The organism is Nocardioides dokdonensis FR1436 (assembly GCF_001653335.1).
GTDB classification, from domain to species: Bacteria; Actinomycetota; Actinomycetes; order Propionibacteriales; family Nocardioidaceae; genus Nocardioides; species Nocardioides dokdonensis.
The window spans coordinates 1,130,903-1,151,121 of record NZ_CP015079.1 but is presented as its reverse complement, the minus strand read 5'-3'; the positions used below and the strand labels follow the sequence as shown (position 1 = coordinate 1,151,121).

17 protein-coding genes are annotated in these 20,219 nt (G+C 72.6%); 14 read left to right on the top strand and 3 right to left on the bottom strand.

What is annotated here, in order from left to right; genetic code table 11:
- The gene (locus I601_RS05495) at nucleotides 1-1,062 is read left to right on the top strand and encodes a VanZ family protein (protein ID WP_068107217.1); all 1,062 of its coding nucleotides are present in this window, start codon (nucleotides 1-3) and stop codon (nucleotides 1,060-1,062) included.
- On the opposite strand, the gene I601_RS05490 is transcribed toward I601_RS05495, so the two are convergent.
- Nucleotides 1,019-1,777 carry an SDR family oxidoreductase gene (locus I601_RS05490; protein ID WP_068107215.1) on the bottom strand — a complete coding sequence of 253 codons (759 nt, stop codon included), beginning with the start codon at nucleotides 1,775-1,777 and terminating at the stop codon, nucleotides 1,019-1,021. The two genes, I601_RS05495 and I601_RS05490, sit on opposite strands and share 44 nt — an antisense overlap.
- Before the next feature lie 197 nt (nucleotides 1,778-1,974).
- Between I601_RS05490 and I601_RS05485 the strand changes: the two genes are divergently transcribed.
- From I601_RS05485 to I601_RS05460, 7 genes are all read left to right on the top strand, one after another.
- Nucleotides 1,975-5,007 (top strand): S8 family serine peptidase, encoded by a 3,033-nt coding sequence (locus I601_RS05485; protein WP_068107213.1) that lies wholly within the window; start codon nucleotides 1,975-1,977, stop codon nucleotides 5,005-5,007.
- A gap of 179 nt (nucleotides 5,008-5,186) precedes the next feature.
- On the top strand, nucleotides 5,187-5,774 hold the full coding sequence (locus tag I601_RS05480) for a PadR family transcriptional regulator (protein ID WP_068107212.1): 588 nt from the start codon (nucleotides 5,187-5,189) through the stop codon (nucleotides 5,772-5,774).
- Complete coding sequence (locus I601_RS21095) at nucleotides 5,771-5,914, top strand: hypothetical protein (RefSeq protein ID WP_157519901.1); 144 nt, start codon at nucleotides 5,771-5,773, stop codon at nucleotides 5,912-5,914. Before I601_RS05480 ends, I601_RS21095 begins: the two co-directional genes overlap by 4 nt.
- Entirely contained in the window at nucleotides 5,911-6,642 is a 732-nt protein-coding gene (locus I601_RS05475; RefSeq protein ID WP_068107209.1) for an ABC transporter ATP-binding protein, read from the top strand. The genes I601_RS21095 and I601_RS05475 overlap by 4 nt, the downstream gene beginning before the upstream one ends.
- On the top strand, nucleotides 6,639-9,284 hold the full coding sequence (locus I601_RS05470; RefSeq protein WP_084527187.1) for an ABC transporter permease: 2,646 nt from the start codon (nucleotides 6,639-6,641) through the stop codon (nucleotides 9,282-9,284). Before I601_RS05475 ends, I601_RS05470 begins: the two co-directional genes overlap by 4 nt.
- Nucleotides 9,285-9,471: 187 nt before the next feature.
- Nucleotides 9,472-10,731 carry an HNH endonuclease signature motif containing protein gene (locus I601_RS05465; RefSeq protein WP_068107205.1) on the top strand — a complete coding sequence of 420 codons (1,260 nt, stop codon included), beginning with the start codon at nucleotides 9,472-9,474 and terminating at the stop codon, nucleotides 10,729-10,731.
- 76 nt (nucleotides 10,732-10,807) lie between these two features.
- Nucleotides 10,808-11,077, top strand: a complete 270-nt coding sequence (locus I601_RS05460; RefSeq protein WP_068107203.1) for a hypothetical protein — start codon at nucleotides 10,808-10,810, stop codon at nucleotides 11,075-11,077.
- A 63-nt stretch (nucleotides 11,078-11,140) separates the two neighbouring features.
- Here I601_RS05460 and I601_RS05455 read toward each other — a convergent pair whose 3' ends face one another.
- Nucleotides 11,141-12,385 (bottom strand): tyrosine-type recombinase/integrase, encoded by a 1,245-nt coding sequence (locus I601_RS05455; RefSeq protein WP_068107201.1) that lies wholly within the window; start codon nucleotides 12,383-12,385, stop codon nucleotides 11,141-11,143.
- Entirely contained in the window at nucleotides 12,382-13,395 is a 1,014-nt protein-coding gene (locus tag I601_RS05450; protein WP_218917660.1) for a tyrosine-type recombinase/integrase, read from the bottom strand. The genes I601_RS05455 and I601_RS05450 overlap by 4 nt, the downstream gene beginning before the upstream one ends.
- Before the next feature lie 455 nt (nucleotides 13,396-13,850).
- On the opposite strand from I601_RS05450, the gene I601_RS05445 reads away from it, so the two are divergent.
- From I601_RS05445 to I601_RS05420, 6 genes are read left to right on the top strand one after another with little or no spacing between them, the layout of a single operon-like run.
- Complete coding sequence (locus I601_RS05445; RefSeq protein WP_068114426.1) at nucleotides 13,851-14,465, top strand: TetR/AcrR family transcriptional regulator; 615 nt, start codon at nucleotides 13,851-13,853, stop codon at nucleotides 14,463-14,465.
- Nucleotides 14,462-15,277 (top strand): TIGR03084 family metal-binding protein, encoded by an 816-nt coding sequence (locus tag I601_RS05440; RefSeq protein ID WP_068107194.1) that lies wholly within the window; start codon nucleotides 14,462-14,464, stop codon nucleotides 15,275-15,277. Before I601_RS05445 ends, I601_RS05440 begins: the two co-directional genes overlap by 4 nt.
- Nucleotides 15,274-17,025 carry an acyclic terpene utilization AtuA family protein gene (locus I601_RS05435; protein WP_068107192.1) on the top strand — a complete coding sequence of 584 codons (1,752 nt, stop codon included), beginning with the start codon at nucleotides 15,274-15,276 and terminating at the stop codon, nucleotides 17,023-17,025. The genes I601_RS05440 and I601_RS05435 overlap by 4 nt, the downstream gene beginning before the upstream one ends.
- Nucleotides 17,025-18,164, top strand: coding sequence for an acyl-CoA dehydrogenase family protein (locus I601_RS05430; RefSeq protein ID WP_068107191.1), 1,140 nt, complete (start codon nucleotides 17,025-17,027; stop codon nucleotides 18,162-18,164). The genes I601_RS05435 and I601_RS05430 overlap by 1 nt, the downstream gene beginning before the upstream one ends.
- Nucleotides 18,164-18,637: an SRPBCC family protein gene (locus I601_RS05425; protein WP_157519899.1), complete on the top strand. Its 474-nt coding sequence runs from the start codon at nucleotides 18,164-18,166 to the stop codon at nucleotides 18,635-18,637. The genes I601_RS05430 and I601_RS05425 overlap by 1 nt, the downstream gene beginning before the upstream one ends.
- A gap of 17 nt (nucleotides 18,638-18,654) precedes the next feature.
- Nucleotides 18,655-20,217, top strand: a complete 1,563-nt coding sequence (locus I601_RS05420) for an acyl-CoA carboxylase subunit beta (RefSeq protein ID WP_068114421.1) — start codon at nucleotides 18,655-18,657, stop codon at nucleotides 20,215-20,217.
- Nucleotides 20,218-20,219: the final 2 nt, after the last annotated feature.

Sequence of the window (20,219 nt, the reverse complement as noted above, 5' to 3'; positions counted from 1 at the left end):
GTGTCGGACCAGGCCCTCAACGCACTCGTCGCGATCGGGCTCGGCTCGGTCGTGGCGGTGCTGCTGCTCGTGCCGACCGCGGCCGTGCGCTACCGCCGCCACGGCCGGCTCCCGCCCGCCGAGCTGCTGGTGCTGCTGGCCGCGGCGGTCTACGGCCTGGCGCTGTGGACCTACACCCTCCTGCCGCTGCCCGACCCCGGCTCGTTCGTCTGCCGGCCCACCCAGCTCGACCCGTTCACCTCGGTGGGCCGGGTCTCGCTGCCCGAGAGCGGGGGAGTGCGCGCGCTCCTGCGCCAGCCCGCGTTCCTGCAGGTGGCGCTCAACGTGCTGCTCTTCGTGCCCTTCGGTTTCTTCGTACGCCGCGTGCTGCGGCGCGGCGTGCTCGTCGCGGGCCTGCTCGGGCTGCTCGCCTCGGCGCTGATCGAGACCACGCAGGGCACCGGCCTGTGGGGCTTCTACGACTGCGCCTACCGGCTGCTGGACGTCGACGACCTGCTCCTCAACACGCTGGGTGCCGTGCTCGGCTCCCTGGCCTCCTGGGCCCTGGTGCGCCGCAGCGGACCGGAGGCCCGGCCGCTGCCGAGCCGCGTCACCTGGGGTCGGCGGCTGGTCGGGATGGCCTGCGACGCGGTCTTCGTCGTGGCCGTCGGCGCGGCGGTCGCGCTGGGGCTGCGCGTCGTCCACGTCTACGTCCTCGACCTGCCCACCTGGCGCGACCTGCAGGTGCTGCTGCAGTGGAGCGTTCCGTTCGCGCTCGAGGCGGTGCTGGTGCTCGGCTCCGGCCGCACCGTCGGTGAGTGGGTGGTGTCGCTGCACACCCGCTCGCGACGCCGCTGGCTGCTGGTGCCGCAGCGGGTGGTCAAGCTCGCCGCCGGCCTGGGCCCGGTCTTCGCCCTGGGCCTGGCCGACCTGCCGTGGGGCGGTGCCGCGCTGGCGGCGTACCTGGCGCTGACCCTGCTGGCGACCGGGCCCACCCGCGAGCACCGGGGCCTGAGCCACGTGCTCGCGGGCCTGGACCTCAGAGCAGGCGCTTCAGCACGCCCAGCGGAGCGTGCCTCATGACGACCGACATCGGCGCCCAGGGCAGGGCCGGCACGCAGGCGGAGCCGGCGCGCTTCTCGATGGCAGCCACCATCGAGCGCACGCCCTTCTCGGTCGAGGCCATCAGCGGCGTGCGCTGGGCCACCTGCTCGTTCATCTCGGAGGCGATGTAGCCGGGGTAGAGCACCGTGACGTCGACCGTGCGGCCCAGCTCGGTGCCGTGCAGCTCGGTGCGCAGGCCCTCGGCCAGGAACGCCGCGCCGATCTTCGTGGCGGCATAGGTGGTCATCGACTTCGGCATGCCCCGCATCGCGGACATCGACGAGACCATCACCAGGTGGCCCGAGCGCTGGGCCCGGAAGATCTCCATCGCCGCCTCGGTCTGCGCCAGCGCGCCGAGGAAGTTGGTGGTCGCGGTCTCCCGGTTGGCCGCGGCCTGGCCGGTGCCGAGCGGGGCGCCCTTGCCGAGGCCGGCGTTGACGACGACCCGGTCGAGCCCCCCGAGCTCGGCACGCAGCTCCCCGAAGACGACCGGCACCTGGTCGGGGTCGGTGACGTCGAGGGTGCGCAGGGCGACGCGGCGTCCGGGGTGGGCGGCGAGGATCTCGGCGCGCAGCTCCTCGAGCCGATCGGTGCGCCGCGCGCACAGCGCGAGGTCCTCGCCGTGGGCGGCGAGCTGGCGGGCCATCTCGGCGCCGAGTCCCGAGGAGGCGCCGGTGATCAGGGTGGTGGTCATGACACCAGTCTGGTGCCCACCCCGGCGGCCACCCACCGGGGCACCGTTACGAAACTGTTGCCATGCCCCCCGGGGCAATCGCTTGACCCGGGTGGGGCGCGTGGGTTGTGGTTCACCTCACCCCCCGTGTTCGCGACCGACCTTCTCGGGCTCGGCGCACGGTGGGGATCTCGGGTAGTACAGGGAGACACACACTCGTGCACACGAACCCCTCGAGCAGCGCCGCGATCCGGCGCAGCATCGGCCTCATCTCCGCGGGTCTGCTCGCGGCCGGAGTCGCGGCCGCCGTGCCGGCCGCCTCCGCCGCCGACGACTCCACGACCCCTCCGACCCGGAGCGGCGCCGACGCGCTGACCTCCTACGACGCGGGGCGCTACGTCGTCGTCCTGCGCGAGCCCGCCGCGGCGTCGTACGCCGGCGGCACCCAGCGCCTCGCGCCCACCCGCGCGCCCCAGGGTGGCCAGTTCCGCGCCGACACCGACAAGGTGCGCGCCTACAGCGCCCACCTGGAGCGCGCGCAGCGCGAGCTCGCCAGTGACGCGGGCGTGCGCCCGGTCAGCACGAACACGATCGCCAGCAACAGCTTCGTCGCCGACCTGAGTGCCAAGCAGGCCCTCGAGCTCGCCGGCGACCGTCGTGTGCTGCTGGTCGAGAAGAACCAGACCCGCGAGCTCGACACCTGGAACACCGGCGACTCCCTCGGGATGACCGGCAAGAAGGGTGCCTGGACCAAGCACGGCCCGCGTCCCAAGGCCGGCGACGGCGTCGTGGCCGGTGTCATCGACTCGGGCTACTGGCCCGAGTCGGCCTCGTTCTCCGGGAAGGCGCTCAGCGAGCAGCCCCGCACCAAGTGGGACATCTCCATGGACGCCGAGGGCAACACCCGCATGGAGAAGCTCGACGGAGGCGTCTTCACCGGCGCCTGCGAGGCGGGCGACGACTTCGAGGTCACCCTGTGCAACGACAAGGTCGTCGGGGCGCGCTTCTACTCCGACTCCTTCGAGGCCCAGATCGCCGCGGGCACCGCGGAGATGGCCGAGGACGAGTTCCTCTCCCCGCGTGACGGTGGCGGCCACGGCTCGCACACCGCGTCGACCACCGCCGGCAACATCGTCAAGGGCGTCGAGGTCGAGGGTCGCGAGTTCGGCAAGCTGTCCGGCATGGCCCCGGCCGCCAGGATCGCGGTCTACAAGGTCTGCTGGGAGGACACCGACCCCGACAGCGGCGGCTGCTACACCGACGCGATCCTGGGTGCCATCGACGACGCCGTCGCCGATGGTGTCGACGTGCTGAACTTCTCGATCTCGGGTGCCACCGACACCGTCGTGGACTCCGTCGAGGTGGCCTTCGAGGGCGCGGCCGAGGCCGGCGTCTTCGTCGCCGCCTCCGCCGGCAACAGCGGTCCCGACGCCTCGACCGTGGCGCACAACAGCCCGTGGCTGACCACGGTGGCCTCGACCACGCACGTGAACTTCGAGAACACCGTCAAGCTCGGGGACGGCACCAAGCTCGTGGGTGCCTCGATCGCGGGTGAGCGCCTCGCGTCGACCCCGCTCGTCGACTCGGTCTCCGTGGCCGGCACCGACGACCTCGCCGACGCCGCCCTGTGCGGTGCCGGCACCCTGGACCCGGCCCTCGCGGCCGGCAAGGTCGTGGTCTGCGACCGCGGCGCCTACGCCCGCGTCGACAAGTCCGCCGAGGTCGCCCGGGCCGGCGGGGTCGCGATGATCCTGGTCAACCCGACGCCCAACAGCCTCGACGCCGACTTCCACGTGATCCCGACCGTCCACGTCGACGAGACCGCCGGCGCGGCGATCTACGAGTACATCGACGAGGCCGGCGAGTCCGCCACCGCGGCGTTCCTGCTGGGCAACAAGACCGACACGGTCACCCCGCTGCCGCAGGTCTCCGGGTTCTCCTCGCGCGGCCCGGCCGTCGCGAACGAGTCCGACATCCTCAAGCCCGACATCGCGGCCCCCGGTTCCAGCGTGCTCGCCGCGGTGTCGCCGCCGACGAACTCCGATCGCGACTACGACCTGTACTCCGGCACCTCCATGGCCGCACCGCACATCGCGGGCCTGGGCGCGTTCCTGATGGGCACCTACCCGGCCTGGTCCCCCCAGGACGTGCAGTCGGCGATGATGACCACCGCCAACCGCACCCGCACGGCCGAGGGCAACGCCTCGAACGACGCGCACGCCCAGGGCGCCGGCATCGTGAACCCCAAGAAGTTCTTCGACCCGGGCTGGCTCATCGGCTCCGGTGCTCGTGAGTGGCGCGGCTTCCTGACCGGTCAGGGTCTCGACACCGGCGTCCCCGCGCTCGCCGCCACCGAGGTCAACCTGCCCTCGATGGCCCAGGGCCAGGTCGCCGGCACCGCCTCGTTCACCCGCACCATGGTCGCCACCCGCACCGGCACCTGGAAGGTCAAGGTCAAGGTGCCCGGCTTCAAGGCCACCCACCCTGCGACCGTCACCGCCAAGCGCAAGGGCGACATCGAGGACCTCACCATCGACTTCACCCGCACCGACGCGCCCCTGGGCGAGTTCGCCCAGGGCGTGGTGAAGCTGTCCGGCCCGACCAAGATGCGCCTGCCGGTCGCCCTGCGCCCGGTCTCGGTCAAGGCGCCGCTGTCCGTCGAGGGCACCGGCACCGACGGCTCGACCACGGTCGAGATCACCCCGTCCAGCAGCGGTGAGCTGGCCATCGGCACCGCCGGTCTGGCCCAGGGCATCTCGGCCGACGGCTCGGTCGCGGAGGGCAGGTCCGTGCTCTCGGACTGCGTGGAGATCCCGGAGGGCGTCGACCTGGCGCGCTTCGACCTCGACGTGGCCGACGACAGCAGCGACCTGGACCTCTTCGTCTACGCCGCCGACTCGTGCGACCCGGCCACGATCTACGCCTACGCCGGCCAGTCCGCGACCGGTTCGGCCGACGAGCGGGTCGACGTGCTGGCCCCCGAGGCCGGGGCGTACTTCTTCGAGATCGACGGCTACGCCGCCGGCTCGGAGGGCAGCCCGATGGCCTACGACTTCGACACCTTCCTCGTCGGTGCCGGTCCGGACCTCGGTGACCTCACCGTCGACCCGAACCCGGTCCCGACCCAGGCCCAGCAGCCCACCACGTTCGACGTGAGCTGGACCGGCCTGGAGGCGGACGCGGAGTACCTCGGCCTGCTGACCTACGAGGGGGCGCTGGCCCCGACCGTGCTCTCGGTCGTCACCGAGTAGCACCAGCACCAGCACCAGCACCAGCACCACACCAGCACGCGCGAGCGGCCGCCCCGGGACACCGGGGCGGCCGTTCTGCGTCGGTCGGAGTGAGGCTGGATACCGGGTATGCATACGTGGTATACATACCCGGTACGCAGTCCGAGGGCCCGAGTGCCCGCGACGGGTGGGAGCACGAGATGTCGGTCAAGCAGGCGCTGCTGGCGCTGCTGGAGCAGGAGCCGATGTACGGCTACCAGCTCCGCACGGAGTTCGAGTCGCGCACCGGGTCGGCCTGGCCGCTCAACGTCGGGCAGGTCTACACGACCCTGACCCGCCTCGAGCGTGACGGTCTCGTGGAGCCCGCCGGCGCCGACGACGAGGGCCACGAGATCTGGCGGCTCACCGCCGCCGGTCACGACGAGGTCGCCGCCTGGTTCACCACGCCCGTCGAGCGCACCCAGCCGCCGCGTGACGAGCTGGCGATCAAGCTCGCCCTGGCCGTCACGGTGCCCGGCGTCGACGTCGGCACCCTCATCCAGCAGCAGCGCAGCGCCACCATGGGCGCGCTGCAGGACTACACCCGCCTCAAGCGGCGCGCGGACGCGGCGACCGGCCGCGCCGACCTCGCCTGGAGCCTGGTGCTCGACTCGCTGGTCTTCGCCGCCGAGGCCGAGATCCGCTGGCTCGACCACTGCGAGGCCCGCGTACGCCGCGCTGCCCTGCAGACCCCGGCGCCGTCCGGGCGCCCGAGCGATGCCGACGTCGAGCAGGAGGCCGGGCGATGAGCCGCGAGCTGCAGGTCGCCCAGGCGGCCCGTCTGCGCCGCGAGGAGCAGCGCTGGCTGGTCCAGTCGGCCGACCGGCTGCGCGAGGCCGTGTCCGCCACCCGCGCCCGCCGCGAGACCACGCAGGAGTCGGCCCGATGAACGCCGGCGGCGCCGTGCTGCGACTGACGGGCGTCACCCGGGTGCACGGTGAGGGCGCCACCCGGGTGGAGGCGCTGCGCGGGGTCTCCTTCTCGGCGCACGCCGGCGAGCTGGTGGCGGTGATGGGCCCCAGTGGCTCCGGCAAGTCGACCCTCCTCACGATCGCGGGCGGGCTCGACCAGCCCACCGGGGGCCGGGTCGAGGTGGAGGGCACCGACCTGGTCGCGCTGTCGCAGGCCGAGCGGGCCCGGATGCGGCGTACCTCCATCGGCTACGTCTTCCAGGGCTTCAACCTGATCCCCGCCCTGACCGCCGTCGAGAACGTCGCGCTGCCCCGCGAGCTCGACGGCGAGCGCACCGGTGCCGCCCGCAAGGCGGCGCTGCGGGCGCTGGAGGAGGTCGGCATCGTCGACCTCGCGGAGCGCTTCCCCGACGACATGTCGGGTGGCCAGCAGCAGCGGGTGGCCATCGCCCGCGCCATCGTGGGGGAGCGGCGGCTGATCCTGGCCGACGAGCCCACCGGAGCCCTGGACAGCGAGACCGGCGAGGAGGTGCTGCGGCTGCTCCGCGCCCGCTGCGACGCCGGCGCGGCTGGCGTCCTGGTCACCCACGAGGCCCGGCACGCCGCCTGGGCCGACCGCGTCGTCTTCCTGCGCGACGGCGTGGTCGTCGACGAGTCCGGCAGCGAGCCGGTCGAGGCCCTGCTCGAGCCCAGCGAGACCCGATGAGCAGGTTGCGCGGGTGGCGGCTGCCGCTGCGCATCGCCTGGCGCGACGCCCGGCGGGCACGCGGTCGCAGCCTCCTCGTCCTGGTGATGATCGCCCTGCCGGTGCTGGCCGTCTCGATCGCCGCCACCGTCTACAGCACCGCCTCGCTGGACGGGGCCGAGGGCATCGAGCGCCGGGTCGGTGCGGCCCAGGCGCGGGTGCAGCTCGGGACCGCGGCCGAGGTGGCGCAGGTGGCCGACCCCGACGTCGCCTCGTTCCAGCAGGGCGACGACGTGGGCCCGGACGGTGCCACGCTCGACGACGTGCGCGCAGCGCTCGCCGAGGACCTGCCTGCGATCGAGCTGCGCTACGGCGCCACCGCGTTCGTCACCGACGTGGGCGTCGCGGACGCCCAGGTCGTCCAGGTCGACCTGGACGACCCGCTGGCCCAGGGCCTGGCCGAGCTGAGCGCGGGCCGGTGGCCGCGCGGCAGCGACGAGGTCGTCGCCAACGCCGCCCTGCTCGAGCGCGGGCCGGAGGTCGGCGGGGTCCTCGAGCTCGCCGACGGCAGCACCCGCGCCATCGTGGGCAGCGCCGAGTCGACCAGCTCGCGGTCCCAGCCCTGGGTCTTCGGGGAGATCGGCTCCCTCGACGTGCCGCACTACGGCCAGCGGACCTACCTGGTGGGGGGCGACCCGGTCACCTGGTCGCAGGTGCGCGAGCTCAACGGCCTGGGCGTCACGGTGCTCTCCCGGGCCGTGCTGGCCGATCCTCCCAGCGCCGACGAGCTCGCGCCCGAGGCGCAGATGATGGTCGGCGGGATCGACGACGCCGCGCTCACCGTGCTCGCGCTGGTCGTGGTGATGGTGCTGATCGAGGTGGTCCTCCTCGCGGGACCCGCGTTCGCGGTCGGTGCGCGGCGCCAGACGCGCACGCTCGCCCTCATCGCCGCCGCGGGCGGGTCGCCCCGCGACGCGCGCCGCGTGGTGCTCGGTGCCGGGGTCGTCCTCGGGCTCCTCGGCGCCCTGGTCGGGATCGGGCTCGGCCTCGTGGGGGCTCGGCTGCTGATGCCGCTCTTCCAGTCCTTCAGCGACAGCCCCTTCGGCCCCTTCGACGTCACCTGGCTGCACCTGCTCGGGGTGGGCGTGTTCGGTCTCGTCAGCGCGCTGCTGGCGGCCGCCGTCCCGGCGTTCACCGCCGCGCGCCAGGACGTCGTCGCGGTCCTCGGCGGCCGGCGGGGTGACACCCGGGCGTCGCGGCGGTCCCCGCTGCTCGGCCTCGTGCTGCTCGCGGCCGGCGTGGCGGGCTCGGCGTACGGCGCCCTCGGGCGCTCGAGCGGCGAGATCTTCATCGCCGGCTCGGCGATCCTGGCCGTGCTCGGCATGGTCCTGGTGGTCCCGGTGGTCGTCGTCGGCGTCGCCCGGCTCGCCCGGCGGCTGCCGCTGACGCTGCGGTTCGCGGCTCGCGACGCCGCCCGGCACCGCACCCGCACGGTGCCGGCGGTGGCGGCCGTGGCCGCGACCGTAGCCGGCGTGGTCGCGCTGGGCATCGCCATCACCAGCGACGAGGCCCAGAACGCCGCGACCTACCAGGCGCAGCTGTCCGAGGGCGACGGTTTCGTGACCGGCTACGGCCGGCGCGTGGACTGGGCGAGCGTCGAGCAGGTGCTCGCCCGCGAGCTCCCCGGCGCCGACGTGCGACGGGTGCAGGGCATCGCCGGGGACGGCGACGGGGTCGATCGCTACGTCGAGCTCCGCGGCGCCCGTGGTGAGCGGCAGGGTGAGGGCCAGGGCGAGCCGGTGCTGTGGTCCTGGGCGGAGGGGCCAGGCGGCTCCTTTCCGGTCTCGGACGGCGACCTGCCCGCCACCCTCACCGGCCTCGACGAGCTCTCCGACGCCGACCGCGGCCGGGCCCGGGAGGTCCTGGCCGCCGGCGGCGTGGTGGTGCTCAGCGACAGCGGCGCGAACCTCACCGAGGTCCGGATGCTCGCCACGGTGTACGACCAGCGCGGCCGGAGGGTGGACCGGGTGCGCACGACGGTGCCAGCGCTCACGCTGCCGGTCACCCGCGGCGCGGCCAACGCGCAGGCCGTCGTGTCGACGCCTGCGGCGGCTGCGCTCGGCATCGAGCCGGCGACCACGGCGCTGGTCTTCGACGGCACCTGGAGCGCCGCGCAGGAGCAGGACGCAGAGGAGGTCGTCAACGCCCTGGGCGGACCGTCCTTCTACGTCGAGCACGGCTACGAGACCCCCGACGAGATCGCGGTGGTGCAGCTGATCCTCGGTGCGCTGGGCGCGGTGCTGATGCTGGGCGGCACCCTGACCGCGACCTTCCTCGCGCTCTCGGACGCCCGACCCGACCTCGCCACCCTGTCCGCCGTGGGCGCCAGCCCCCGCACCCGCCGCGGCGTCGCGGCGGCGTACGCGCTGGTGGTGGGGCTGGTGGGCGCGGTCCTGGGGGCGCTGGTGGGGCTCGTGCCCGGCATCGCGATCAGCTACCCGCTGACTGCGCCGTACGGATCGCAGGCCGGCGAGGCGTCGCACTACCTGGAGGTGCCGTGGCTGCTGCTGGGCGTCGTCGTCCTCGGGCTGCCGCTGCTCACTGCAGCGGTGGTCGGGCTGGCGGCGCGGTCGCGGCTGCCGCTGGTGGCGCGGTTGGAGTGAGGGTGCCGCGGACGGGACTCGGAGCGGTGACCCAGCAACCTTCCTGGTCGCTCGGACGGTTGCCTACTCACCGCTTTAACCGGCCACCCGATGTGCTTGAGGAAGTGATCGAGAAAAGTTTGGTTGGGTCTGTGGAAAACCCCTTCTGACCTGCTTCTTTGTCGGTGGGCCCTGGGAGACTTCTCTCATGGCCACCCTCGCCGCGCACCCCATCGACGGGGCGGTCGCGCGGGTGCACTCGGCGCTCGATGCGGTGGCCGAGGCGCCGGTCTGGTCGATGGGCCAGGAGGTGACCGCGCGGGTGCTGGTGGAGATCGCGCGGGCCGAGGCCCGGCTGGTGGAGCTGCGCTCGCGGGCGCTCGCGCACGCCGAGACGATCGCGGTCCGGGAGCGGAACGCGTCGCCGTCGTTGGCGGTGTGGCACGCGAACGCGACCCGCTCGACCAAGCGGGAGTCGTTCCGCGAGGTCCGCCTCGCCGAGGGGCTCGCGCGGCACGGGCTGGTGCGGGAGGCGCTGGGTCGCGGTGACGTCAATGCCGAGCAGGCGGTGGTGATCACCGCAGCGTTGGAGGTGCTGCCCGAGGACCTCGAGGCCGGGGTGGTGGAGCAGGCGGAGAAGGCGCTGGTGGCCTACGCCGAGATCCACGACGCGAAGGCGTTGAAGGTCCTGGGTCGGCGCATCCTCGACGTCGTGGCTCCGGAGGTGGCCGAGGCGTGGGAGGCCGAGCGGCTGGCGCGCGAGGAGCGGGAGGCGGAGAAGGCGGCGGTGTTCCGGATCCGCGAGGACGGCCACGGGCGGTACCGGGGCACGTTCACGGTGCCGCTGGTGGTGGGGCAGATGCTGGAGAAGGTCGTGCTGGCCTACGCCGCCCCGAAGCACCAGATCGCCCACCGCGCTAGCACTGGTGCCGAGACACCCGAGGGTGCTCGTCGTCGTCCGTCGGCGGTGCGGCTGGGCGAGGCGTTCGTGGAGCTCATCGAGCGCCTCGACCCCGCGGCGTTGCCGAAGGCGGGCGGAGTGAACGCCACCGTGGTGGTCACGATGACGCTCGAGAGCCTCACCGGCGGGCTCGCTACGGCGGCGCTGGACACCGGTGGCTGCGTCAGCGCCGTCACCGCACGCCGCCTGGCCTGCGAGGCGGGGATCGTGCCCGTCGTGCTCGGCGGCAGGAGCCAACCGCTCGACGTGGGCCGCAGCCGCCGGTTCTTCACCTACGCCCAACGCCTCGCGCTGCTCGTGCGCGACCGGGGCTGCACCGCTGTCGACTGTGAGGCACCACCGGCGATGTGCCACGCCCACCACGACCGGCCCTGGTCCCCGGACGGGCGCACCGACCTGGTCAACGGTCGGCTGCTCTGCCCCTTCCACCACCGCCGCATCCACGACCCCGACTACGACGTCGATGTCGGCCCCGACAACGAGGTCCGGTTCCACCGACGAACCTAGAAGAGGCCTGTGTGACGCCTTCGGCGCTATAGCTAGTTTCGCCTCCCTGTGTAGCGCCAGGTGACACTCTGCCTCCATGAAGACGTCAGAGTGGGGGCCAAGGTGGCTTTGGTTCCTTCTCGGCTTGGTTCCGCTATGGGCCATCGCCTGGCAAGTCGCGGAGTCTCGCCGCCTTCAGAGCGGCTACACGACGCCTGCCCAGATTGAGGACTGCGACGACTGCGGCATCATCTTCGTTCTGGAAACGCTGCCGTACTTCTTGGCCGGGCTGGTGCTCTATGTGGCCGTCTGGTGGCTTGCGCACCGCGTACTGCGCGAACGGACATCAAAGGCACAGGAGAACTAGATCGGATTCTCTTCGGGGAGACAGCCCGCTCATCGGCATTATGCACAGGATCGGGGCGGTCGCTCATGATGCTTCGCCTTCCGTGAGGCCGGTGAGGAGCTGGCCGAAGAGGTCGGCGCGGTGGTGTTGGCCCTTCTTCTCGGCGTCGTCGTGCTGGGCCTGGAGTGTGGGTCGGAACTCGATGCTGGTCTGGAAGAAGCTGCAGTTCTCGCAGATCGACTCGAAGGCGCAGTCCAGCTCGGCGGGGCGGGTGCAGTGGCCGTTGCCGAGGAGTCGGTGGTGCTCGCGGCGCAGCCGGGCCATTTTGGGTCCGATGGCGTCGGCGGGCAGCGGTTCGGTCTTGGCGTAGAGGGCGTCGACCTGGTCGGTGACGGCGAAGTACTCATCGGCCACGGTGCGGTTGGCGATCTTGGCGTAGCGCAGCGTCATGTCCATGCTGCGGTGGCCGAGCATCGCTGCGATCGCCTCCAGCGACATGCCGCGGTTGATGGCCTGGGTGGCCAGGGTGTGTCGCAGCTGGTGGGGGTGGATGTGCGCCAATCCGGCTGCGGTGCCGGCCTTGTTGATGAACCTGGTGACGGTGTGGCGGTCCAACGCTCGCCCGTTCTCCCGGGGCAGCAGCAGCGGGTGTTCGGCGGGCACGTGAGCGGTGCGGTACTGCTCGATGAGAACCACCAGGTGTGGGTGCAGCGGCAGGTAGCGGTCCTCGCGCAGCTTGCCGACCGGGACGTGCAGCCAGGGTGCGGCGCCGATCTGGACCACCGCGTCGGCAGACAGCGCGGTGAACTCGCTGACCCGCAGCCCGGTGCGCAGGAGCACCTCGATGGTGACGCGGACCAGCAGCCGGGGCTCGGCCTGGGCGGCGCGGAGCAGCTTCGCGGCCGCGGCATCGTCGAGCGCCTTGGGCAACGGATGGTCCTGGCGGGGCAGGTCGCCGGGGAACATCGGCACCCGTGGTGGTGCCTGGTCCCAGCCCCACTCATCGATGCGGACGAAGAACATCCGCAGTGTGCCGAGCCGGTGTGCCAGGGTCGCGATGGTGACCCGGTCCTTGTTCTGGCCCGGACGGGCCGCCAGCCAGGGCTTGTAGTCCTCGACGTGGCGCCGGGTGACCTGGGCGATGCTGGTGACCTCCGGGGCGGCCTCGACCAAGTACGCAGCGAACGAGCGCAGCGCCAGGTCGGCGCCAGCGACGCTGCCTGGGCGCAGCACGCATCCGAGCTGCTCCAGGTAGCGCCGCATCGTGGCCACCACCTGCGGGCGCACGCCCAGCTCCTCCCAGGTCGGCAGCAGCAGCGGCCCGCTCACCGGGTGCTCCCACCGGTGGGGTCCTGGTGCCCGGCGTAGAGCTGGGCGTCGAGGACCTCAGCGGCCTTGCGGTACTGCGCCGCGAGCCAGTCATCGGCCAGGTGCAGGTAGATCCGGGTGGACTCGATCGAGGCGTGTCCGGCCTGGGCCTGGACCGCCTCCAGTGCCATCCCGGCCTCGCGGAGCCGGGTCAGGCAGGTGTGGCGCAGCTCGTGGCAGGTCGCGTGCGCCAACCCTGCCCGCCGCTTGGCGCCGGCGAGGACCTCGTCCAGCCCGCGTACCGACAACGCGCGACCGCGGGTGGGCCCCTTGAGGACCACGAAGACCCGGTCGGTGTCCGCATCGGCTGGGCGTTCGGTGTCCAGGTAGGCCGCGAGGGTGGCGAAGAAGCGCGATGAGACCGGCACCAGCCGCTGGTGGCCGCCCTTGCCGTCGGCGATGAACACCCGCCGTTCCGCGACCCGCAGGTCCTCCAGCCGCAGCCCCAGGACCTCGCAGCGCCGCAGCCCACCGAACACCATCGCCGCGACCATCGCCCGGTCGCGGTGCGTGCGCAGCGCGGCGGTGAGCTGGTCAACCTCGAGGGGAGTCAGGATGCGCGGCAACCGACGCGTGCGCCGGGTCAGCGGCACCCCCTGCCCCGGACGCGAGCGTTCCCTCCGCGTGGGCAGACCGCGCGGTACCGGGTTCGCGGTGATGTCACCACGAGCCTGCAGATAGGCGAAGAACCCCGAGATGATCGACAACCTCCGCGCCACCGTGCTCATCGACACCCCCACCGTGCCGTCGTCCTCACCGACCGGCTGCAGCGCCTCGGTGCTGGTGCGACCGGTGCGCTGAGCGGTGATGAAACCGAGCACGTCGCAGGCACGGACCTCGTGGGCCGGCTTGGCCACCACCGCGAAGAACACCCGCAGGTCATAGGCCGCAGCCAGCACCGTGTTCGGTCTACACCGCCCCTCCAGGAACTCCAGGTAGTCATCGACCAGCGGCACCCCGAGCCGGGCCACCACCTGCCCCGACGGCCCTCGAGAACGGATCAGACACGGATCGAGCAGCGACATCTCGGGGCCTCCAGCTCCGTCGACAGGCAGCCACAACGGCTGGTCGAAATGTCCTGCTGGATCACGTGCATAACAAGCACGACAGCGCACAATCAGCGGCAGTTCCGGGCGGTGCGTCAGTAACCGTTCTGACTGCTCGTTCGGTTGCCGGTTCACCGCTGGCCCCCGTCCGGCCAGGTCGGCGGTGCATCAGCAACCGGATGCGGTCGGCACATGGTTGCTGGGTCACCGCTGACCCGCGCGCACGACTCTCGGCATGAGCGGATGGTGCGAGGGCTTCGTAGTCGGAAGGACCGAGCGGCCCTGGCAGACCCGTCGTCCGAAAGCTCCACCACGGCCGGGTGGATCTGACGACAAAAGTCAGGCTTGACTGTTTGTTGTTGAACGGCCAGGCTGTGCCCGTGACCGAGACCCCCGCCCGCGTGCCCCAGGGGGAGCGCACCCGGTTGATGCGGGCGCGGCTGCTGGACGCGACTGTCGACCTGCTGGTCGAGCGCGGCTTCGCGGGCACCACGACCACGCTGGTCAGCGAGCGGGCGGGGGTCAGCCGGGGTGCCCAGCTGCACCACTTCCCGACCAAGAACGACCTGGTCGTGGCGGCGGTCGAGCACCTGACTGAGGTCCGGGGTGCTGAGCTGGCCGCCGCCGCCGCGGCGCTCCCGCCCGACGTGCCCCGCACCCGCGGGGTGCTGCAGGTGCTGGGCGACCACTTCACCTCCCCGGTGTTCGTGGCCGCGCTCGAGCTGTGGGTCGCCGCCCGGACCGACCCGGGCCTCCAGGCCTCGTTGGGGCCGCTGGAGCAGAAGGTCGGTCGCGAGACGCACCGGCTGACCGTCGAGCTGCTCGACGCCGACGAGTCCGTCGAGGGCGTGCGCGAGCTCGTGCAGGCCACCCTCGACCTGGTCCGCGGCCTGGGCCTGGCCAACACCATCAGCGACGACGCCGCCCGGCGCGCCCGGATCCTGGACCGCTGGGCGCACACGCTCGACACCACCTTGACGAGGAGACAGCGATGAGTGACCTGCTCGAGGCCCTGCTGGGCGACCTGCGTGCGGAGGGCGACCAGCTCTGGTCGGCGGTGGCCGGCCTGGACGCCGAGGCCTGGGCCACGCCCACCCCCGCACCCGGGTGGAGCGTGGCCACCCAGGTGGCGCACCTCGCCTGGACCGACGAGGTCGCCGCCCTCGCTGCGCGCAGCGGCACCCCCGAGGGCAAGGCCGCCTGGGACGACGTCGTGCTGGCCGCCATCGGCGACCCGGAGGGGTTCGTCGACACGAGCGCCCACGAGGCGGCCCGACTGACCCCCCAGGCGCTGCTGGCGCGGTGGGGCACGGCGCGCGAGGCGCTGACCACCGCGCTGCGCGAGGTGCCGGCAGGGGAGAAGATGCCCTGGTTCGGGCCGCCGATGTCGCCCACCTCGATGGGCACGGCGCGCTTCATGGAGACCTGGGCGCACGCGCTCGACGTGTACGACGCCCTCGTGCCGCTCGGCCTCGCCACCCGCCCCGAGCCCAGCGACCGCATCCGCCACGTGGCGCACCTCGGAGTGCGCACGCGGGACTTCTCCTACAGCGTGCACGCCGAGCAGCCGCCCGCGGAGCAGTTCCGGGTGCAGCTCGTCTCGCCCTCCGGCGAGACCTGGGCCTGGGGCCCGGAGGAGGCCACGCAGACGGTGACGGGGTCGGCGTACGACTTCTGCCTGCTGGTCACCCAGCGCGTGCACCGCGACGACACCGATCTGGTGGCCACCGGTGCCGACGCCGAGCACTGGCTCACCATCGCTCAGGCCTTCGCCGGCCCCGCCGGACCTGGCAGGGAGACCCGATGACCCCGCACCTGCTGGTCGGCAACTGCTCCGGCTTCTACGGCGACCGGATCTCCGCGATGCGCGAGATGCTCGAAGGCAGCCTGGAGGACGGGCGCACCCTCGACGTGCTCACCGGCGACTACCTGGCCGAGCTGACCATGCTGATCCTCGGCAAGGACACGATGAAGGACCCCGCGCTCGGCTACGCACGCACCCACCTGCGCCAGCTCGAGGACTGCCTGGGCCTGGCCCTGGAGCGCGGCACCCGGATCGTCAGCAACGCCGGCGGCCTCAACCCCGCCGGGCTCGCGGCCAAGGTCCGCGAGGTCGCGCAGGGTCTCGGCCTCGACGTGTCCGTGGCCCACGTGGAGGGCGACGACCTGCGCGAGCGGGCCGCCGAGCTCGGCTTCGAGGGCGCCCTGACCGCCAACGCCTACCTGGGCGGCTTCGGCATCGCCCGCGCCCTGGCGGCCGGCGCCGACGTCGTGGTCACCGGCCGCGTCACCGACGCCTCCCTGGTCGTCGGCCCCGCCGCCGCCCACTTCGGGTGGACGCCCGAGCAGCACCACGAGCTCGCCGGGGCGGTGGTCGTGGGGCACGTGCTCGAGTGCGGCACCCAGGCCACGGGCGGCAACTTCAGCGGCTTCCGCGACCTCGCCCGCGCCGGCGTCGACCTGTCGGTGCCGCTGGGCTTCCCGGTCGCCGAGATCGAGGCCGACGGCTCCAGCACGATCACCAAGCAGGCCGGCACCGGCGGCGCGGTCACCGTCGACACCGTCACCGCGCAGCTGGTCTACGAGATCCAGTCGACCCGCTACCTCAACCCCGACGTCACCACCCACCTCGACACGGTGCGCCTCGAGCAGACCGGCCCCGACCGGGTCCGGATCAGCGACGTGGTCGGCTCGGCGCCGCCGGAGCGGCTCAAGGTCTGCGTCAACGAGCTCGGCGGCTGGCGCAACAGCATCGAGCTGGTGCTGACCGGTCTCGACATCGAGGCCAAGGCCGACTGGGTGCGCGAGCAGCTGTCCCCGCGCCTGGCCGCGGAGTCCGTCACGTGGAACCGCGCCGCCGGCTCCAGCCTCGACGCCGACACCGAGGAGGGTGCGTCGGTGCTGCTGCGCTGCACGGTCAAGGACAGCGAGCCGGGTCCCGTCGCCAAGGCCTTCACCGGCCCGGCGGTCGAGCTCGCGCTCGCCTCCTACCCCGGGTTCACCCTGACCGGACCACCCGGCCAGCCCACGCCGTACGGCGTGTACCGGGCGGCGTACGTCGACCGGTCGGCCGTCGAGCACGTCGTGGTGCTGCCCGACGGGACCCGTGAGGTCGTCGCGGACCCGACGTCGTTCACCGAGGCCGACCACACCGTGGGGCTGCGACCCTCGCCGTACCCCGCCCCCGCGGACACGCTCAACCGCCGGCTGCCGCTGGGCACCTTCGTGCACGCGCGCTCCGGCGACAAGGGCGGCGACGCCAACCTGGGGCTGTGGGTGGCCCACGACGGCTCGCCGCACTACGCGGCGCGGGTGACCTGGCTGACCAAGCTGATCAGCCCGCGCAAGGTGCGCGAGCTGCTGCCCGAGGCCGCCGCGCTGCCCGACGACGCGATCGAGGTGCACGTGCTGCCCACCCTGGGTGCCGTCAACGTCGTGCTGAAGGGACTCCTCGGCGAGGGCGTGGCCTCCTCGACCCGCTTCGACCCGCAGGCCAAGGGCCTGGGCGAGTGGGCCCGCGCCCGCACCGTCCACGTGCAGGAGGGGCTGCTCTGATGTCGGAGATCCGCGAGCTCGGTGCGGAGTTCGCCCGCCGCGAGGTGGCGCCGCACCTGCAGGAGTGGGAGGACGCCGGCAGCATCCCCCGCGCGCTGCACGCGGCCGCTGCGAAGCAGGGGCTGCTCGGGCTGACGTTCCCCGCCGAGGTCGGTGGCGAGGGGGGCAGCATGCTCGACTCCGTCGACCTCCAGGAGGGGATGCTGTCGGCCGGCGCGTCCAGCGGGTTGCTGGCCGGGCTGTTCACCAGCGGCATCGCCCTGCCGCACATGGTCGCCGCCGCGCAGCGCGGCGAGGGCGGCAGCGACCTCGTCGACCGCTTCGTGCGCCCGACCCTGGCCGGGGAGATGATCGGCTCGCTCGCGATCACCGAGCCCGGCGGCGGCTCCGACGTCGCCGGCCTGCGCACCACCGCCGTCAGGGACGGCGACCACTACGTCGTCAACGGCGCGAAGACCTTCATCACCTCCGGGGTGCGGGCCGACTTCGTGACCACCGCGGTGCGCACCGGCGAGCCCGGCCACGGCGGCGTCAGCCTGCTCGTCGTGGAGGCGGGCACGCCCGGCTTCACCGTCGACCGCTCGCTGCGCAAGATGGGCTGGCACTGCTCCGACACCGCCGAGCTGTCCTACGTCGACGTGCGGGTCCCGGTCGCCAACCTGGTCGGCGCCGAGAACTCCGGCTTCTACCAGATCGCCGAGCAGTTCGTCTCCGAGCGGATCGCCCTCGCGGTGCACGCCTACGGCATCGCCGCACGCAGCCTCGAGCTGACCGCGGCGTACTGCCAGGAGCGCCAGACGTTCGGCAAGCCGCTGGTGGCCAACCAGGTGGTGCGCCACCAGCTCGTCGAGATGCACCGCCAGGTCGAGGTCGCGCGCACCTACACCCGCACCCTCGTCGAGCGCGGCGCCACGGTCGCCGAGGCGTGCCTGGCCAAGCAGACCGCGTGCCACGCGGCGACCTACGTGTGCGACCAGGCCGTGCAGCTGCACGGCGGCACCGGCTACATGCACGGCACCGAGGTGGAGCGGCACTACCGCGACGCCCGCATCCTGCCCATCGGCGGCGGCGCGACCGAGGTCCTCACCGACCTCGCCGCCAAGCTGCTGGGCTACGCACCGACGAGGAGCACCAGCTGATGGCCCTGATCCCCCCGATGACCGGCGAGGTCACGATCCCGATGAAGGCGAGTCCCGAGGAGGTGTGGTCGCTGGTCAGCGACGTGACCCGCATCGGTGAGTTCTCGCCCGAGACCTTCGAGGCCCGCTGGACCCGTGGCTCGACCGGCCCCGCGGTCGGCGCGAGCTTCAAGGGCCACGTCAAGCGCAACGGCGTGGGGCCGACGTACTGGTCGCCGTGCCAGGTGACGGCGTGCGAGGAGCCGCGGCTCTTCGAGTTCAGCGTCGGCACCGACGACGTCACGGTGAACAACTGGGGCTACCGCATCGAGCCGGACGGGTCGGGCGGCTCGATCGTCACCGAGTACTTCCGCCTCTCCGCGGCCCTGCCGTTCCGCCTCTACTGGCTGTTCCTGGGCCGGCTGCGGGCTCGGACCAACGAGAAGGGGATGCGCACCACCTTGGAGCGGATGAAGGCGGTGCTGGAGTCGTGAGCGCCAACCGTGAGGCGATGCTCGAGAAGCTGTCGTCGCTGGAGGCGGAGCAGGCCAAGGCCGTGGCCGGCGGCGGCGAGCGCTCGGTGGCCCGCCACCACCAGCGCGGCAAGCTGCTGCCCCGCGAACGCATCGAGCTGCTCGTCGACGAGGGCTCGGCGTTCCTGGAGCTGTCCCCGCTGGCCGGCTGGGGCTCCGACTTCGCCGTCGGCGCCTCCGTCGTCACGGGCATCGGCGTCGTCGAGGGCGTCGAGTGCATGATCAGCGCCAACGACCCGACCGTGAAGGGGGGCGCGAGCAACCCGTGGACGGTCAAGAAGATCTTCCGGGCCGCCCAGATCGCGGAGGAGAACGGGCTGCCGACGATCTCGCTGGTGGAGTCCGGCGGTGCCGACCTGCCCACGCAGAAGGAGATCTTCATCCCGGGCGGCAAGCTCTTCCGGGACCTGACCCGCGCCAGCGCGCGCAAGGAGCCGACGATCGCGCTGGTCTTCGGCAACTCGACCGCCGGCGGGGCGTACGTCCCCGGCATGAGCGACTACACGGTGATGGTCAAGGAGCAGGCCAAGGTCTTCCTCGGTGGCCCGCCGCTGGTGAAGATGGCCACCGGTGAGGAGTCCGACGACGAGTCGTTGGGCGGCGCCGAGATGCACGCGCGCACCTCGGGCCTGGCCGACTACCTCGCCGAGGACGAGCGCGACGCGATCCGGCTCGGGCGGCGGATCGTGGCCCGGCTCAAGCGCAAGCGGCCCCCGACGGGCTCGTCCGACGGGGTGCCGGCGTACGCCGAGCCCGACGCCGACCCCGAGGAGCTGCTCGACCTCATCCCGGCCGACCTCAAGGAGCCCTTCGACCCGCGCGACGTGATCGCGCGGATCTGCGACGGCACCGGACCCGGCAACACGGTCGCCTTCGACGAGTTCAAGCCGCTCTACGGCACGTCGCTGGTCACCGGCTGGGCCCGCCTGCACGGGCGCCCGATCGGCATCCTGGCCAACGCCCAGGGCGTGCTGTTCAGCGAGGAGGCCCAGAAGGCCACCCAGTTCGTGCAGCTGGCCAACCAGTCCGACACGCCGCTGCTGTTCCTGCACAACACCACCGGCTACATGGTCGGCAAGGAGTACGAGCAGGGCGGGATCATCAAGCACGGCGCGATGATGATCAACGCGATCTCCAACTCGTCGGTGCCGCACCTGACCGTGGTGCTGGGCGCCTCCTACGGCGCCGGCAACTACGGCATGAACGGGCGCGCCTACGACCCGCGCTTCCTGTTCACCTGGCCGTCGGCCAAGTCTTCGGTGATGGGCCCGGCCCAGCTCGCCGGGGTGCTGGAGATCGTGGCCCAGCAGTCCGCGGAGTCCAAGGGCGAGGTGTTCGACGCCGAGGGCTTCAAGGCCGTCAAGGAGATCGTCGAGGCCCAGATCGAGGAGCAGTCCCTGCCGCACTTCCTGTCCGGGATGCTCTACGACGACGGGGTCATCGACCCCCGCGACACCCGCACCGTCCTGGGCATCTGCCTGTCCGTGATCGAGAACAAGCCCTGGACCGGCGCCGCCGGCTACGGCGTCTTCAGGATGTGAGA

Excerpts from the sequence above, each read along its gene's own strand:
- I601_RS05490 (WP_068107215.1), bottom strand. The coding sequence starts at position 1,777 with ATGACCACCACCCTGATCACCGGCGCCTCCTCGGGACTCGGCGCCGAG.
- I601_RS05480 (WP_068107212.1), top strand. The coding sequence starts at position 5,187 with ATGTCGGTCAAGCAGGCGCTGCTGGCGCTGCTGGAGCAGGAGCCGATG.
- I601_RS21095 (WP_157519901.1), top strand. The coding sequence starts at position 5,771 with ATGAGCCGCGAGCTGCAGGTCGCCCAGGCGGCCCGTCTGCGCCGCGAG.
- I601_RS05475 (WP_068107209.1), top strand. The coding sequence starts at position 5,911 with ATGAACGCCGGCGGCGCCGTGCTGCGACTGACGGGCGTCACCCGGGTG.
- I601_RS05470 (WP_084527187.1), top strand. The coding sequence starts at position 6,639 with ATGAGCAGGTTGCGCGGGTGGCGGCTGCCGCTGCGCATCGCCTGGCGC.
- I601_RS05465 (WP_068107205.1), top strand. The coding sequence starts at position 9,472 with ATGGCCACCCTCGCCGCGCACCCCATCGACGGGGCGGTCGCGCGGGTG.
- I601_RS05460 (WP_068107203.1), top strand. The coding sequence starts at position 10,808 with ATGAAGACGTCAGAGTGGGGGCCAAGGTGGCTTTGGTTCCTTCTCGGC.
- I601_RS05440 (WP_068107194.1), top strand. The coding sequence starts at position 14,462 with ATGAGTGACCTGCTCGAGGCCCTGCTGGGCGACCTGCGTGCGGAGGGC.
- I601_RS05435 (WP_068107192.1), top strand. The coding sequence starts at position 15,274 with ATGACCCCGCACCTGCTGGTCGGCAACTGCTCCGGCTTCTACGGCGAC.
- I601_RS05430 (WP_068107191.1), top strand. The coding sequence starts at position 17,025 with ATGTCGGAGATCCGCGAGCTCGGTGCGGAGTTCGCCCGCCGCGAGGTG.
- I601_RS05425 (WP_157519899.1), top strand. The coding sequence starts at position 18,164 with ATGGCCCTGATCCCCCCGATGACCGGCGAGGTCACGATCCCGATGAAG.
- I601_RS05420 (WP_068114421.1), top strand. The coding sequence starts at position 18,655 with ATGCTCGAGAAGCTGTCGTCGCTGGAGGCGGAGCAGGCCAAGGCCGTG.